General features: G+C 72.2%; 14 protein-coding genes. 5 read left to right on the forward strand and 9 right to left on the reverse strand.

The window, feature by feature from the left end:
• Window positions 1–11: 11 nt before the first annotated feature.
• From CFP66_RS00530 to CFP66_RS00540, 3 genes are read right to left on the reverse strand one after another with little or no spacing between them, the layout of a single operon-like run.
• Window positions 12–1223 (reverse strand): FAD-dependent monooxygenase, encoded by a 1212-nt coding sequence (locus tag CFP66_RS00530; protein WP_094919780.1) that lies wholly within the window; start codon window positions 1221–1223, stop codon window positions 12–14.
• 5 nt (window positions 1224–1228) lie between these two features.
• On the reverse strand, window positions 1229–2440 hold the full coding sequence (locus CFP66_RS00535) for an FAD-dependent monooxygenase (RefSeq protein ID WP_094919781.1): 1212 nt from the start codon (window positions 2438–2440) through the stop codon (window positions 1229–1231).
• Window positions 2441–2480: 40 nt separating this feature from the next.
• Window positions 2481–3440, reverse strand: a complete 960-nt coding sequence (locus CFP66_RS00540) for a zinc-binding alcohol dehydrogenase family protein (protein ID WP_094919782.1) — start codon at window positions 3438–3440, stop codon at window positions 2481–2483.
• 66 nt (window positions 3441–3506) lie between these two features.
• On the opposite strand from CFP66_RS00540, the gene CFP66_RS00545 reads away from it, so the two are divergent.
• On the forward strand, window positions 3507–4145 hold the full coding sequence (locus CFP66_RS00545; protein WP_094919783.1) for a TetR/AcrR family transcriptional regulator C-terminal domain-containing protein: 639 nt from the start codon (window positions 3507–3509) through the stop codon (window positions 4143–4145).
• 1 nt (window position 4146) lies between these two features.
• Here CFP66_RS00545 and CFP66_RS00550 read toward each other — a convergent pair whose 3' ends face one another.
• The 5 genes from CFP66_RS00550 to CFP66_RS00570 form a co-directional block, all read right to left on the reverse strand.
• Entirely contained in the window at window positions 4147–5574 is a 1428-nt protein-coding gene (locus tag CFP66_RS00550; protein ID WP_094919784.1) for an MFS transporter, read from the reverse strand.
• A gap of 100 nt (window positions 5575–5674) precedes the next feature.
• On the reverse strand, window positions 5675–6868 hold the full coding sequence (locus CFP66_RS00555) for a glycosyltransferase (protein WP_233159029.1): 1194 nt from the start codon (window positions 6866–6868) through the stop codon (window positions 5675–5677).
• A 154-nt stretch (window positions 6869–7022) separates the two neighbouring features.
• On the reverse strand, window positions 7023–8465 hold the full coding sequence (locus tag CFP66_RS00560; RefSeq protein ID WP_233159030.1) for a DHA2 family efflux MFS transporter permease subunit: 1443 nt from the start codon (window positions 8463–8465) through the stop codon (window positions 7023–7025).
• 53 nt (window positions 8466–8518) lie between these two features.
• Window positions 8519–9319, reverse strand: coding sequence for a zinc-binding alcohol dehydrogenase family protein (locus CFP66_RS00565; RefSeq protein ID WP_198961181.1), 801 nt, complete (start codon window positions 9317–9319; stop codon window positions 8519–8521).
• 304 nt (window positions 9320–9623) lie between these two features.
• Window positions 9624–10016, reverse strand: coding sequence for a nuclear transport factor 2 family protein (locus CFP66_RS00570; RefSeq protein WP_094919787.1), 393 nt, complete (start codon window positions 10014–10016; stop codon window positions 9624–9626).
• A gap of 108 nt (window positions 10017–10124) precedes the next feature.
• Here CFP66_RS00570 and CFP66_RS00575 point away from each other — a divergent pair, with 108 nt between their 5' ends.
• The 3 genes from CFP66_RS00575 to CFP66_RS00585 are packed head-to-tail and all read left to right on the forward strand — an operon-like array spanning window position 10125 to window position 12492.
• Complete coding sequence (locus CFP66_RS00575; RefSeq protein ID WP_094919788.1) at window positions 10125–10910, forward strand: class II aldolase/adducin family protein; 786 nt, start codon at window positions 10125–10127, stop codon at window positions 10908–10910.
• 15 nt (window positions 10911–10925) lie between these two features.
• Entirely contained in the window at window positions 10926–11855 is a 930-nt protein-coding gene (locus CFP66_RS00580; RefSeq protein ID WP_094919789.1) for an acetamidase/formamidase family protein, read from the forward strand.
• Between the two features lie 58 nt (window positions 11856–11913).
• Complete coding sequence (locus CFP66_RS00585) at window positions 11914–12492, forward strand: helix-turn-helix domain-containing protein (protein WP_143517066.1); 579 nt, start codon at window positions 11914–11916, stop codon at window positions 12490–12492.
• Window positions 12493–12541: 49 nt separating this feature from the next.
• Here CFP66_RS00585 and CFP66_RS00590 read toward each other — a convergent pair whose 3' ends face one another.
• Window positions 12542–13513 (reverse strand): NADPH:quinone reductase, encoded by a 972-nt coding sequence (locus CFP66_RS00590; RefSeq protein WP_198961182.1) that lies wholly within the window; start codon window positions 13511–13513, stop codon window positions 12542–12544.
• Window positions 13514–13695: 182 nt separating this feature from the next.
• Here CFP66_RS00590 and CFP66_RS00595 point away from each other — a divergent pair, with 182 nt between their 5' ends.
• A complete protein-coding gene (locus tag CFP66_RS00595) occupies window positions 13696–14109 on the forward strand; it encodes a nuclear transport factor 2 family protein (protein WP_094919792.1) in 414 nt (137 codons plus the stop codon).
• Window positions 14110–14120: the final 11 nt, after the last annotated feature.

The following is a 14120-nucleotide window of genomic DNA, read 5'->3' on the forward strand; positions in this document are numbered from 1 at the left end:
GGTCCCTGTCGTCACCGCGATGTGCCGGACAGCGCCGGGGCCTGCGGCCCGCCCGCCTCCGTCGCCAGCTGGCGACCGCGGACCCGGCGGACCAGACCGATGAGGACCGCGCGCACCGCCTCGGCCCGACGGCTGGACGGGACGAACATCTGCTGCTTGAGGCGCGCGGTGCGCTGGTTCTTGGTGATGAACGGGCGCAGCCCGGCCTCCCAGGCGTCCAGCGCGGCGCCGAGGTCGTCGGGGTGCTCCGCCACAGCCGCGCCCAGTGCGGCGCCGCCGCGCAGCGAGGACGTGGCACCCATGCCCGAGTAGAGGTTCATGCACCAGGCCGCGTCCCCCACCAGCACGACGCGCCGCGTGCTCCACCGCGGCATCTTCACCTGGTGCACGGAGTCGAACAGGTGGTCGGGGGCCTCCTCCAGGGAGTCCAGGACGTGTCGCACCACGGGGTCGTCCATCCCGGAGAAGACCGCGCGCAGCCGCTCGACCCGCGACCCGCTGAACTGCTCCTGGATGTCCCTGGTCCGGTAGGTCAGCAGCGCGGTGGGCGCGTGGTCGGCGAGCCCGAACACCCACACCGCCCGCTTGGCGCGCGCGATGATGATGCTGTCCCTCGCCTCGTACGAGGGCACCTGCTCCTTCAGCTGGAAGGCGCAGATCATCGCGTTCCACGTGGTCAGGTAGTCCTCGTGCGGGCCGAACACGATCCGGCGCACGCTCGAGCGCATCCCGTCCGCGCCGACCACCAGGTCGAAGTTCTCGCGGTACCGCGCACCGGTGTCGGTGTTCTCGAGCAGCACCTGCGCATCGGCGGCACCCTCGGTGATCGCGACCGGGGTGGTCGCGAACCGCACCTCGACTCCCGTGATGCTCTGCCACAACGCGGCCTCGATGTCGCCGCGCAGCACCGCCGCCGGCCCGCCGGGCTGGTCCAGGAATCCCAGGGCCGGCCTGCGCCTGCCCCGACGATCCAGTGACCACGCATTCCCGCTTCCCTCCCTGACCGGGTTGCGGGTGTGCAGGTGCTCGGCGATCCCCAGGTCGACCGCGGCCTGCCGCCCCTCGGGGAACAACCCGACGAAGTAGCCCCCGGTACGCCGCTCCGGCGCGCGTTCGACGATCACCGGCGTCCACCCGGCCCAACGCAGCCCGATCGCCGCGGACATCCCCGCGATCCCGAGCCCCACCACCAGTGCCCTCTTCTGCGGCGCCCTCTTCCGCATGGTCCTCACCGCGCCGCGCCTGACAGGGCCGACGATGCGGTGTACTCCGCCGTCATCCGGCGGTGGACGACCTTGCGGATCAGTTCGAGGACGACCGAACCCAGCACCTGGGCCGGACGGCTGGACGGCACGAACCTCTGTTGCTTCACCCGTGCGGAGCGCTGCTGCTTGGTGATGTAAGGACGCAGGCCGGTCTCATAGGCCGCCAGAGCGGCGGCGAGGTCGTCGGGGTGCTCCGCCAGGGCCACGCCCAGTGCGGCGCCGCCGCGCAGCGAGGACGAGGAGCCCATCGCCGAGTAGGTGTTCATGCACCAGGCCGCGTCCCCCACCAGCACGACCCGCCCCGTGCTCCACCGGGGCATCTTCACCTGGTGGATCGAGTCGAACACGTGCTCGGGGGCCTCTTCGAGGGAGGCCAGGACGTGGCGCACCACGGGTTCGTCCTCCATCCCGGAGAAGGCCGCGCGCACCTGCTCGATCGACGGCCCGGCGAACCGGTCCGGGATGTCCTCGGTGCGGAAGGTCAGCCACGCGCAGGGCGCGTGGTCGGAGAGTCCGAACACCCACATCGCGCGCTTGGGGCGCGAGACGATGATGCTGTCGCTCGCCTCGTAGGAGGGCACCTGCTCCTTCATCTGGAACGCGCAGATCATCGACTTCCAGTTCGCCATGTAGTCCTCGTTCGGACCGAACACCATCTGGCGCACGCTCGAGCGCATCCCGTCCGCGCCGACCACGAGGTCGAAGTCCTCGCGGTACCGCTTCCCGGTGCCGGCGTCCTCGAGCAGGACCTGCACCCCGCCGGCGCCCTCGGTGATCTCGACCGGAGTGGTCGCGAACCGCACCTCGACCGCGTCGCCGATCCCGTCACCGGTGATGCCCTGCCACAGCGCGGCCTCGATGTCGCCGCGCAGCACCGCTGCCAGCCCGCTGGGCGCGTCCAGCAGTCCCAGAGCCGGCTTCCGCCTGCCCCGACGATCCACGGTCCACGAGTTCCCGCCCGGTCGCCAATCCGGGTTGCGGGTGTGCAGGTGGTCGGCGACGCCCAGGTCGGCCACGGCCTGCAAACCCTCGTGGAACATGAAGATGAAGTAGCCCCCCGTCCGACGCTCCGGCGCCCGTTCGACGATCACGGGTGTCCATCCCGCCCGGCGCAGCCCGATCGCCGCGGACATCCCCGCGATCCCGAGCCCCACCACGAGTGCCTTCTTCTGCATGACAGTTCCCCTCTCCGATCCCGATCGACTGGTGGACCGCTCAGTCCGGCACGACGACGACGCGGCTGCGCCCGGTGTGCGCCCACGCCTCACCGACCCGGCTCAGCGGGAACGCGGTGTAGGGCAGGTGCAGGGACCCGTCGGCGAACCGGGCCATGACCTCGGGCGCCTCGGCGAGCATCTCCTCGTGGGACACCGATCCGGCGCCGCTCCCGGTGATCCGGATCCGCCGGCTGCGCAGCAGCTCCGCGGGCAGCGACGCCTCCAGGCCCGCGAGCGAGCCGATCTGCACGTAGGCCGTGTTCGCCTCGGTGTCCTCGCCGCTACGCGCCAGCGCGGCGAAGGCCGCCTCGGCGACGGGCCCCCACAGGTAGTCCAGCACGAGACCGGGCGACGTCTCGGACACGGCGCCGGCCAGGGCCTCCTCCAGGCCGTCGGGCCCGTCGTGGGCCAGTGAAACCGTCGTCGCGCCCGCGCCGCGCAGCCGCTCCAGCGCCTCCGGATCGCGCCCGGCGGCGATGACCCGCTCCGCCCCGAGCGCCAGCGCGCCCTGTACCGCCAGGCTGCCCGACATCCCGGTGGCGCCCAGCACCAGCACGGTGCCCAGCGCCCCCACTTCCTTGCGCCGGGCGGTGAGCACCATCCAGCCCGACAGGCCGGGGTTCATGCCCGCGGCGATCGCGAGCGGATCCGCCCCCGCCGGAACCTCCGCCTGGAAGGGAGCGACCAGCCGCTCGGCCATCGTCCCGAAGGGCGGACGCGCGTAGCCGGTGTAGACCAGGCGCCCGTCTCCGGTGCGAGCGACCGCGTCGATGCCCGGCACCAGCGGGTACGTCATCTGCCCGCGGCCGTAGTGCCGCCCGGAGGTCAGCCCGCGAACGATGTTGTGCAGGCCCGCGCCGACGAGCTGCAGCGGCTCGTGGCCGGGCGGGACCGTCGGCTCGGGGAAGTCACCGCAGACGGGTGGTGCATCCGGGGCGGTGACGACTGCTGCGCGCATCAGGATCTCCTTTAACTAAGTTCAATGCTGTGGCCAGCATGCCTGAACACCGTTAAGGTGTCAACGATGACCAAGGGCATCACCCGGGAGCGGATCGTCACAGCGGCGCTCGAACTCCTCGACGACCAGGGCATGGACGCCCTCACCGTCCGCGCGCTCGCCTCCCGGCTGGGCGTCCGCGCCCCCGCCCTCTACTGGCACGTGCGCAACAAGCAGGAGCTGCTCGACGAGATGGCCACCGAGGTCATGCGCCGCGTGGCCGGTGCCTTCGCCGCAGTCCCGCCGGGTGACGGGTGGCGCGACGACCTCGCCGCCTACGCCCGCGTCCTGCGCTCGGAGTACCTGCTCCACCGCGACGGGGCCCGCATCTTCAGCGGCACCCGGATCACCGACCCCGACGTGGTCCGCATGAAGGAGCCGTTGTTCGAACGCTGGATCGCCGCCGGCTGGAAGCCCGACGACGCCGACGACGCCGTCGACGTGGTCACCGCGTTCGTCGTCGGCTTCGTCATCGAGGAGCAGGAACGGCACCAGTCCGCCGAGGCCGATCCGACGCGCTACTCGGCCACCGAGCGCGACGCCTGGCTCGGCGAGGGCGCGTCACTGGTGAAGGAGGCCGGGCACCTCCACGACGACGGCGACCGGCGGTTCGAACGGCATCTCGGCATCGTGCTCAACGGCCTCGCCACCCTGCCGGACGCCTGATTCACCGACGAGCGCGCACCAGCACCGTCGCGAGCACCGCGGCCGCGACGAGCGCCGCGCCGCCCATCAGGACGTAGAGGTGCACCCCGGCCAGGGAGTTCGCGGCGACGCCTGCGACGAGCGTGTCGGTGGCTGTCGCGTTGAGCACCATCACGCCGACGACGTTGAGCACGACCGACCCGACGCAGAGCACGACCGCCACCAGGCTGCCGATCGCACCGTGGTTCTCGGGCGGTGTCATGACGGTCGCGAGGTTGAAGCTGGAGGCGATGCCCGCGCCGGCGGCCACGCCGAGCAGGGTGGCGCAGACGAGCCCGACCGCGAGCACCGAGACGCCCACGAGCATCCCGAACGTGGCCAGCAGGCCCACCGCGATCCCGGCGAGCAGCGTGCGCGCCGGACCGATCCGGGACGCGAGGACACCGGACACCGGGCCGCCGATCATGATCCCGACCGCGGACAGCACGAACAACGCGAGCACCACGTCGCCACCGCCGAGGCCGTAGCCGAGGCCGAGCTCGGGCGGCACCTCCGCGACGAGGCTCTTCAGCTGCAGCATGCTCTGCACCGACCCGGCCGTGAGCGCCACCGCGCCCAGCGTCAACGCCAGCGACCCGCTGTGCCCGCGCAGGTCGACGATCGGCTCGGGGACCCGCAGCACGTGCCGCACCCCGGCGACCAGCGCGGTGACCCCGCCGACCAGCGCGGCCAGCAGCCCCGGGTGCGCCAAGCCCAGGTCCGGGGCCATGCTGACGCCACCGAGTACCGCGACCAGGCCGGAACCGAGCAGCAGCGCCCCGACGACGTCGATCGAGCCGCCGGAGCGGATCGGCGGCTCCGGGATGAACAGCCGCACGGTGACCGCGCAGACCACCGCGAGAGCGGCGGCGACGACGAAGACGCTCCGGTAGCCGAACGCGTCGATCGCCGGGTTCAGCAGGAACAACGAGGGGATCCCCAGGAACGACGCGCCGGTGGTCACGACGCCGACGGCGGTCATACCGACGCGTGGGGTGCAGACCTGGCGGGTGATCGCCACCGTGAGCAGCACCGCCCCCATGGCCGCGCCCTGCAGGAACCGCCCGAGCACGAAGACGACGACGTTCGGCGCGACCAGGCAGACCAGCGATCCGGCGAACGTGACGAGCATGGTGGCGACGAGGATCCGGCGCTTGCCGTGGATGTCGGCGCTGCGCCCGAGCAACGGCGCCCACATCGCGCCCGCCAGCATCGCGCTCGAGTTGAGCCACGCGGCCTGGTCGGTCTGGAAGTGCCGCATCATGTCCGGCAACGCCAGCAGCGGGGCGACGATGACCAGGTCGGCCAACAGGTTCGCCCCGACGAGGATCACCAACCAGCGGACCAGCCGCCCGCTCCATCTGTCTTCCGTGGCACCTGACGGGCGTGCGACGGGCGTGACGTGCACCATGACTTCTCTCCAGTGGTAGCGAGCGGGAACGCCGGGGACACCCGACGGCCTCAGAGGGGTCTTCTCGATGGTTCGGGGAGCGCTCGGCCGGGTGGCACCGCTACCGCGCGCTGCCGACGGGGTGGTGGGCGGGGGCGACGCGTCGGCGTACCTGCGCGTACACGTCCTCGAACGCGTCCAGGGTCGCGTCGAGATCGTGTGCCGCGGCCGCCTCCCGGCCGGCCGCGCCCATCCGCGCACGGGTCGCCGGATCGTCGAGCAGGGCGGTGAGCGCCGCGGCGAGCCCGGCCACGTCTGCGGGCCGGTACAGCAGGCCGTTGCGGCCGGGGTGGACGAGGTGCGGGAGCGCGACGGCGTCGGCGGCCACCACGGGCCGCCCGGACGCCATCGCCTCGAGCGTCACCAGGCTCTGCAGCTCGGCGATGCCCGGCATGCAGAACACCGCGCACCGCCGGTAGGCCGCGACGAGCGCGTCGTCGTCCACGGCGCCGCGGAACCGCACCCGGTCCGCCAGGCCGAGGTCCCGGGCCAACGCGCTCCACCCGGCGCGGCGGGTGCCGTCACCGATGATCTCCAGCCGGGCGGGGCCGGCCACCAGCGCGAACGCCCGGATCAGCTCGTCGACCCGCTTCTCCCGCTCCAGCCGGCCCACGAACAGCACCGTGGGCTCCGCCCCGGGTTCGGGTTCGACGCCACCGGCCCCGAACCTGCTCAGGTCGATGCCGCAGGACACCGCGCGACCCGAGAGCCCCGCGCGGGCGCCGAGGAGCTCGACGGCCCGGGGCGTGGGCGCGGTGACCACATCGGCGGTCCCGTAGACGCGGGCCAGATCCCGCCAGGCCCACCGCGAGACCCGGTCGGCGAGCACGTCCGGCACCCGGGCGTGCTCCAGCATGTTCTCCGGCATGAAGTGGTTCGTGGCGACGGTCGGGAACCCGGCGTCGGCGGCGGCCGCGAGCAGACCGCGCCCGACCTGGAAGTGCGACTGCACGTGCACGACGTCCGGGAGCACCGCCCGCAGCACCCGTTGCGCCCCCGCGGCGGCCGGGCCGGGCAGGCAGGCGCGGAACCGGTCCTGGCCGGGGACGCGGTAGGAGCGCAGCCGGTGCACCGCCGTCACCCCGTCTGCCGGGACCGGGGACGAGGCGGGGCCGGTGTCCGACGGCGCCACGACATGCACCTCGTGCCCTCGCCCGGCGAGGCCGGCGGCCAGTCGCGCGGTGAACCGGGCGGCGCCGTTGATGTCGGGTGGGAACGTGTCGGCGCCGATCAGGACGCGCAGCGGACGGTTCACGGTCGTTCCTCGGAAGCGGGGCACCAGGATCGGCGCCGGACGGGAAGTGGACGGCCGGCTCGGCACCCACACGATCTCGATCCCGGGTGAATCGCGATCATGATTCGGTTCGGGATCGGGTAAGAGACGTTGCCGGGGCGGCGGCGCGCAGCCGTCAGTGCGCTGCGGGCGCCGAACCGCGGATGAGGAACGCGCCGACGATGGCGAACAGCGACAAAGTTGCCGCCACCAGGAACGCTGCGTGCACGCCACCTGCCGTCTGCTCCACGAGCGGGACGCCCTCCGCGGCGAGCGCCGCCGAGCGCACCGACAGCACGCTGACCAGCAGGGCCACGCCGGCCGCCCCGGCCAGCTGCTGGGCGGTGCTGAAGATCGCGCTCCCGTAGGGGTACAGCTTCGGCGGCACCGCCCCCAGGCCCGCGGTGAACAGCGGCGTGAACACGAATGCCAGCCCCGAAGACAGCAGCAGGTGGAACCCGACCACCTGCAGCGGCGAGCTCTCGGCCGTGAACAGCGTCGCCGACCACAGCGCCGCGCTGGTGGCGACCGTGCCGGGCACGAGCAGCGTCCGCGCACCGAACCGGTCGTACAGCCGCCCGACCACCGGCCCCAGCACACCCATGAGCAGCCCACCCGGCAGGAGCAGCAGGCCCGTGGTGAGTGGATCCAGTACCAGCGCGTTCTGCAGGTAGATCGGCAGCAGCACGGCCGTGCCCAGCAGCGTCCCCATCGTCAGCATCATCATCGCGCTGGCGATCGTGAACGTCCGCGATCCGAACGTGCGCAGGTCCAGCAGGGCGCGGTCGGCCCGCTGCAGCACCAGCTGCCGGGCGACGAACGCCACCACGCCCGCGACGCCGACGGCGAATGCGCCCCACACCACGACCCCCGACGTGCCACCGGAGTGGCCGACGCTGCTCAACCCGTAGACGAGGCCACCGAAGCCGAGAGCGGAGAGCACCACGGACACCACGTCGATCGGCGCCGACGTGGTCTCCCCGACGTTCGTGATCAGCCGCAGCCCCAGCACCAGCGCGGCGAGTGCGATCGGCAGCACCAGCCAGAACATGTAGCGCCAGCCGAACAGGTCCAGCACGATGCCCGACACCGTGGGCCCGATCGCGGGTGCGACGGAGATGACGATCGAGATGTTGCCCATCAGGGCACCCCGGCGGGCCGGGGGCACGAGCGTCAACACCGTGGTCGTCAGCAGCGGCATCATGATCGCCGTGCCGCCGGCCTGCACGACGCGGCCGGCCAGCAGCACACCGAACCCGGGCGCGAGCGCCGCGAGCAGCGTGCCTGCGCTGAACAGCAGCATGGCCGTGGCGAACAGGGTGCGCGTGGGCACCCTCCGGATCAGGAACCCGGTGACCGGGATGACCACGGACATCGTGAGCAGGAAGCCCGCGGTGAGCCACTGCCCGACGCTCGCCGTGATCTGCAGGTCGGTCATGAGCACCGGCAGCGCGACGCTCATGATCGTCTCGTTGAGGAAGACGACGAACGTGGAGACCAGCAGCACCCCGATCACGATGCGGTTGCGGGAACCGAGCTGCCCCGAGGCCTCGGGACCGCCCTCGACGTCAGCTGTCAACCGATGCGCGCTTCGCACGATGCCGCCCTCCGCTCTCCTCGAACCGGGTCCGGTCAGTCCGGGACGACGACGGCGCGGGTCCGCCCCTGGTGCGCCCATGCCGCGCCGACGCGGCTGTGCGGGTAGGCGGTGTAGGGCGCGTCGAAGGTCCCGTCCCCGAACCGGGCGATGACCTCGGGAACCTCGGCGATCATCCGGGCCTTCGAGACCGAGCCCGTGCCACTACCGCTGATCCGGATCCGCCGGCTGCGCAGCAACGCGGCCGGCAGGGACGCCGCGGTACCGGCGAGCGCACCGAACTGCACGTAGTCGATGGGGACGTCGTCGTCCGCGCTGACCCCTCTCAGCGCGGCGAGGGCCACCTCGGCAACGGGCCCCCACACGAAGTCGAGCACGAGCGCGGGCGGAGCCTCCGCGACGGCAGCACCGAGCGCAGCCCTCCAGGCGTCCGGACCGCCGTGCGCGAGCGGCACGGTCACGACGCGGGGTCCGCGCAGCCCCTCCATCGCCTCCGGGTCGCGCCCGACCGCGATCACCCGCTGCGCCCCCATGGACAGCGCCGCCCGCACCGCCAGGCCACCCGACATGCCGGTCGCCCCCAGCACCAACACGGTGCCGAGCTCGCCCACCTCCCTGCGCCGGGCGACCAGCGCCATCCAGCCCGACATGCCGGGATTCATGCCGGCCGCGACCGCGAGCGGATCGGCCCCGGCAGGCAGCTCCACCTCGAACGGGGTGACCAGCCGTTCGGCCATCGTGCCCCGCAGCGGCTCCTTCCCCGGCTGCTGCTGCGCATCGGGGAAGTCCGCGCAGACGGGTGCGGCGTCCGGGTTGCTGACTACTGCTGCACGCACCAGAGGCTCCTTAACTACGTTCAGGTCGGCTGGAGCACACCGTGCCTGAACTTTGTTAAGGTGTCAAGCGTGGCGAAGGGCGCCCGAGTGGGCAAGGACGCCGAACGCCCGCGGTCCTCGGTGGTCGTTCTGATCAGCACCTCGGTGCTGGTGCTGCGACACTGGCGTACTTGTCGGGATGATCACGGCCCGGTGATCGGTCCGAGCAGTGCGTGGGTGCTGTCGCGGCGACGTCAGATACTTCTCGCAGCGATCACCATCCGGCCCACGGGTGACCCACCGGATCGCGAGGGGTGGGGCGACGTCAGCAGGCGTTGCCGATCGCCCGGTCGGAGTCGCTCCCCTGCAGCATGAGGGTGACTTCCTCGACACGGCGGAAACGTCCGTCCGGAGCGAGGTCTCCGATCGCGTAGACCTCCATGCGCACGGTCGAGCCGCCCTTCTTCGTGATGTGCGCCGTGTGCCGGTCGGCGTACCTGGTGCCGTCGTACAGCTCGTCATGGACCTCGACGAAGCCCTCGGCCACGACGGTGCGGAGGTGGCTGATGTGCGCGACGAACCCGGCGCGGTCGTCCCACTGACCGTCGGTGCGCTGGCGGTAGTCCGGGGCGAAGTGCCGGTCGACGGCGTCCTCCACGGTGAGGTCGGCATTGAAGAGCAGATCGGTGAGCGCTGCGCGCATTCCGGTGCGAGCCATGGACTTACTCCTCCTCGTGCGGGTCACGGCCCTAGCGAGCTTGCCTCAGAGACACCAGAAGTTGTCACTGGGGTTGATTTCGCCTCGGTTGGTCGCGACGCTGTGCTCATGAGCACCTCCACCACGCGTGCGACCCTCGACGTCCCCGACGCGCCGGCGTTCGACTCACCGGAGGACGAGCGCCGGCACCGCAAGCAGCAGCTCGCCGCCGCCCTGCGGATCTTCGGTCGCCTCGGCTACGACGAGGGCGTCGCCGGCCACATCACCGTGCGGGATCCCGAGTTCCCGCAGATGTTCTGGTGCAACCCGTTCGGTGTCTCGTTCGGCCGGATCAGCGTCAAGGACCTCGTGCTCGTGGACGAGGACGGCTCCGTCGTCGAGGGCACTCGCGCGGTGAACCGGGGGGCGTTCGTCATCCACTCCGCGATTCACCGTCGGCGTCCCGACGTGGTGGCGGCGGCGCACGCGCATTCCATCAACGGACGGGCGCTGGCGGCGCTGGGCTCCCCACTGCGGCCGGTCGTGCAGGAGGCGTGCGCCTTCTTCGAGGACCAGGCCGTGTACTCCGAGTACAACGGCCTCGCCCTCGAGGAGGAGGAAGGCGAGCGCATGGCGGCCGCGTTGGGCGAGCACCGGGCGGTGGCCCTCGCCAACCACGGCATCATCACCGTCGGCGGATCGCTGGAGGAGGCCGCCTACTGGTTCATCAGCTTCGACCGCGCCGCGCAGGTCCAGCTGCTGGCCGAGGCCGCAGGCACCCCCGCCTACCTCTCCGACGCCGACGCCCGAACCGCCCACCGGCAGTTCGGCTCCCCCTCGCTCGCCCGCTTCAGCTTCCAGATCCTGTGGGACGACATCGTGCACGCCCAACCCGACCTGCTCGACGAGAAGTAGGCGGGAGCGCCCGGCATGCCACACCACCACCTGAACGCCCCGCCGCACCGGCTCTGGAGCACCGAGCACGAGCCCGCGATCGTGGTGGGCGACGGGGACACCGTCGCCTTCGAGGTGCAGGAGGCCCTCGGCGGCCAGTTCGACGGGCTGCGGACCGGCGACCCGGTGCCCGATCTGGACTGGGACGGGGTGTACCCGATGGCGGGGCCGATCATGGTCGAGGGCGCCCGCCCCGGCGACACGTTGGAGATCGAGATCATCGACGTCCGGCCGGTCGACTGGGGGTGGACCGCCGTCCTGCCCGGTCTGGGCCTGCTCAGCGAGGACTTCCCGGACCCGTACTTCCAGCGCTGGGACCTCTCCGACGGCTCCGGGGTCGCCCGCCTCGGCGACGTGGCGGCGGTCCCGATCCGGCCGTTCTTCGGGGTCACCGGCGTGTGCCCGCAGGTCGACGCGCCCACGCCGGTGCTGCCGCCGGGCCGCTTCGGCGGGAACCTCGACTGCCGCGACCTGGTCGCCGGCAGCCGGCTCTTCCTGCCGGTACAGGTCCCCGACGCCCGCCTCGCCCTCGGCGACCCGCACGCGGCACAGGGCGACGGTGAGCTGTGCGTCAGCGCGATCGAGACGTCCGCGGCCGGCGAGATCCGGGTACGCCTGCACCGCGACCGCACGATCGCCGGGCCCCAGCTGCAGACCCCGGGCGGTCTGCGCGCCGGCCTCGAGGACGAGGGCTGGTTCGCGACCATGGGGGTCGGGCCGGATCTGATGGCGGCCGCCCGGGACGCGGCCCGGGCGATGATCGACCATCTCGTGCGGGCCTACCCGCTCAGCCCCGTCGAGGCGTACGTGCTGGCCAGCGTGTGCGTCGACCTCAAGATCACCGAAGTGGTCGACGCCCCGAACTGGGTCGTCTCCGCGTACCTCCCGCTGGCGGTCCTCTCGTGAGCAGCATGATCGGATTGCGCGAGTGGGCAGCGGACGGCAAGGCGAGCGGAGCACACCGGTGAGTGACGAGGTCGATGTCCGGGTGGCGCGGCGGCTGCGCACCATCCGCAGCCGGCACGGCACCACCTTGAGCTCGGTCGCTCGCCTCGCCGGGATCTCGTCGGCCCACCTGTCGCGGCTGGAGAGCGGCGACCGCCAGCCGTCGATCGGCACGCTGCTGCAACTCGCCCGGGTGTACGGCGTCAGCGTCGGCGAGCTGGTCGAGGAGCAGGACGACCGCATCCACCGGCTGATCCGGGCCGGCGACCGCCGAGGGGCGAGTCGTGGCCGCGAGGGCGAGTACCAGGTGCTCACCTCGGACCGGAGCAACCTGATGGCGGTGCGGGTCTCCATCGACCCCGGGGAGGTCACGCTCGACGCCCGGCACGTCGGCGAAGAGTGGATCCACGTGATGTCCGGTCCGGTGACGGTGACCCTCGACGACGAGGACATCGTCCTGGACACCGGCGACAGCCTGCACTTCGACTCCGCACAGCCACACCGGCTGCGGGCGCCCCGGGAACGGTCCGCGGACCTCCTCGTGGTCTCGGCGGCGAGCACGCTGCCCGCGCACCACCCGCTTCCCCGGCCGCACTAGGTGTCCGGTCAGGGTCGTGACCTGCGGTCCGGGGCCCGCCCGAACGGGCTCACGGGCGGACGAGCACCTTCCCGATGGCACCCTTCTCCACGGCCTCCTGCGCGGCGACCACGTCGCTGAGCTCGAAGTCGGAGACGGGCAGGGCAGACAACGCGTCCGCCTCGATGGCGTCGTTCGTCCAGGAGATCACCCGCCTGAACTCGGCTGCGGAGACCGTGTACATCAGCGCGAACCGGATCGACGCGTTCGCCACCGCCAACGGCAGGATCGGGATCCTGGGCTGTTCGGACTCCCCGGCGTAGACGGCGATCACGGCGTCGGGTGCGACGACGGCGGCGTCGGTGTCGATGTTCGCCCCCAGCGCGACCTCGACGATGCGGTCGACCTGCCCGACGGACGCCAGGATCCGCTCCGCGACGTCCTCCTCGCGGTAGTTCAGCACGAGGTCGGCGCCCGCGGCACGCGCCAGCTCGGCCTTCTCCGCCGAGCTGACCGTGGTGACCACCTGGGCCCCCGCGTGCTTCGCCAGCTCGATCGCGAAGTGCCCGACGGCTCCCGCGCCGCCCGCGACGAGGACCGTCCGCCCCCGTACCGCGCCGGGGTCGCCGCCGAGGCAGTACGCCGCCGTCAGCGCGGGCACACCGAGGCCGGCACCGAGCTCGTCGGACGCGTTGTCGGGGAGCGGGACCACCTTGTTCGCCGGTACCACCGCGAACTCCGCGGCCGTGCCGTACGGGTTGTCGGCCGCGGCGAGGTAGAGCCACACGCGCTGGCCGACGGCGAGCCCGGTGACCCCCGGGCCGATCGCGTCGACCCGGCCGGCGCCGTCGTGGTGGGGCACCTGGAAATCGTCGGGAGCGCGGCCGGTGAGTCCGGCGCGGGCCTTCCAGTCCGTGGGGTTCACGCCGGAGGCCGAGATCGCGACCCGCACCTCCCCCGCCCGGGGGTCGGGCACGTCCAGCTCGACGAGTTCGAGGACGTCCCGGGCCGGCCCGGTCTTCCGATAGATCGCTGCTCTCACCCGGTCCATGGTGCCCAGGCGTGGTTGGAGCGCGGTACAACCTGCCCGCGGCAGGGTTGGTCGCACCGCCATACCGAGGCATGTCCGGGTGACGAAGAGTGAGCGCCGTCATAGCCAGGCGCGTCCGAGTGCCGAAGAGCGAGCGACGTCACCCCCCTCACCGGCCCCGAGGAGATCCACCCATGCACACGACCCGAGGCCCTGTGGTCAACCGCCTGACCGAGCGCGAGATCATCTCCATCCAGCACCTCATCGCCGAGATCGCGTTCGCCTTCGACAGCGGCGGTGACTACGCCGCACGCCTGGGCGAGCTGCTGGCCGACGACGTCCGGTACGAGAACCCCGGGAAGACGCACCTCCACAGCCTGGCGGAGCTCGTCGACACGCTCGAGAACTCGACCGACCCCGCGTTGAGCCACCACCTGTCCACCATGACCGTCGCGCCGGCGGGCCCGGACGCGGCGACCTGCCGCTCCAAGGTCCTGACCTTCCGTTCCGGTGGCCGGCTGAGCGTCGGCGAGTTCACCGACACGGTGCGCCGCGGGCCGGACGGCCGCTGGAGGCTCACCCACCGACTCGTGCACCCGATCATCTGACCCGCTGAGGA

This window comes from Pseudonocardia sp. MH-G8 (assembly GCF_002262885.1).
GTDB lineage: Bacteria > Actinomycetota > Actinomycetes > Mycobacteriales > Pseudonocardiaceae > Pseudonocardia.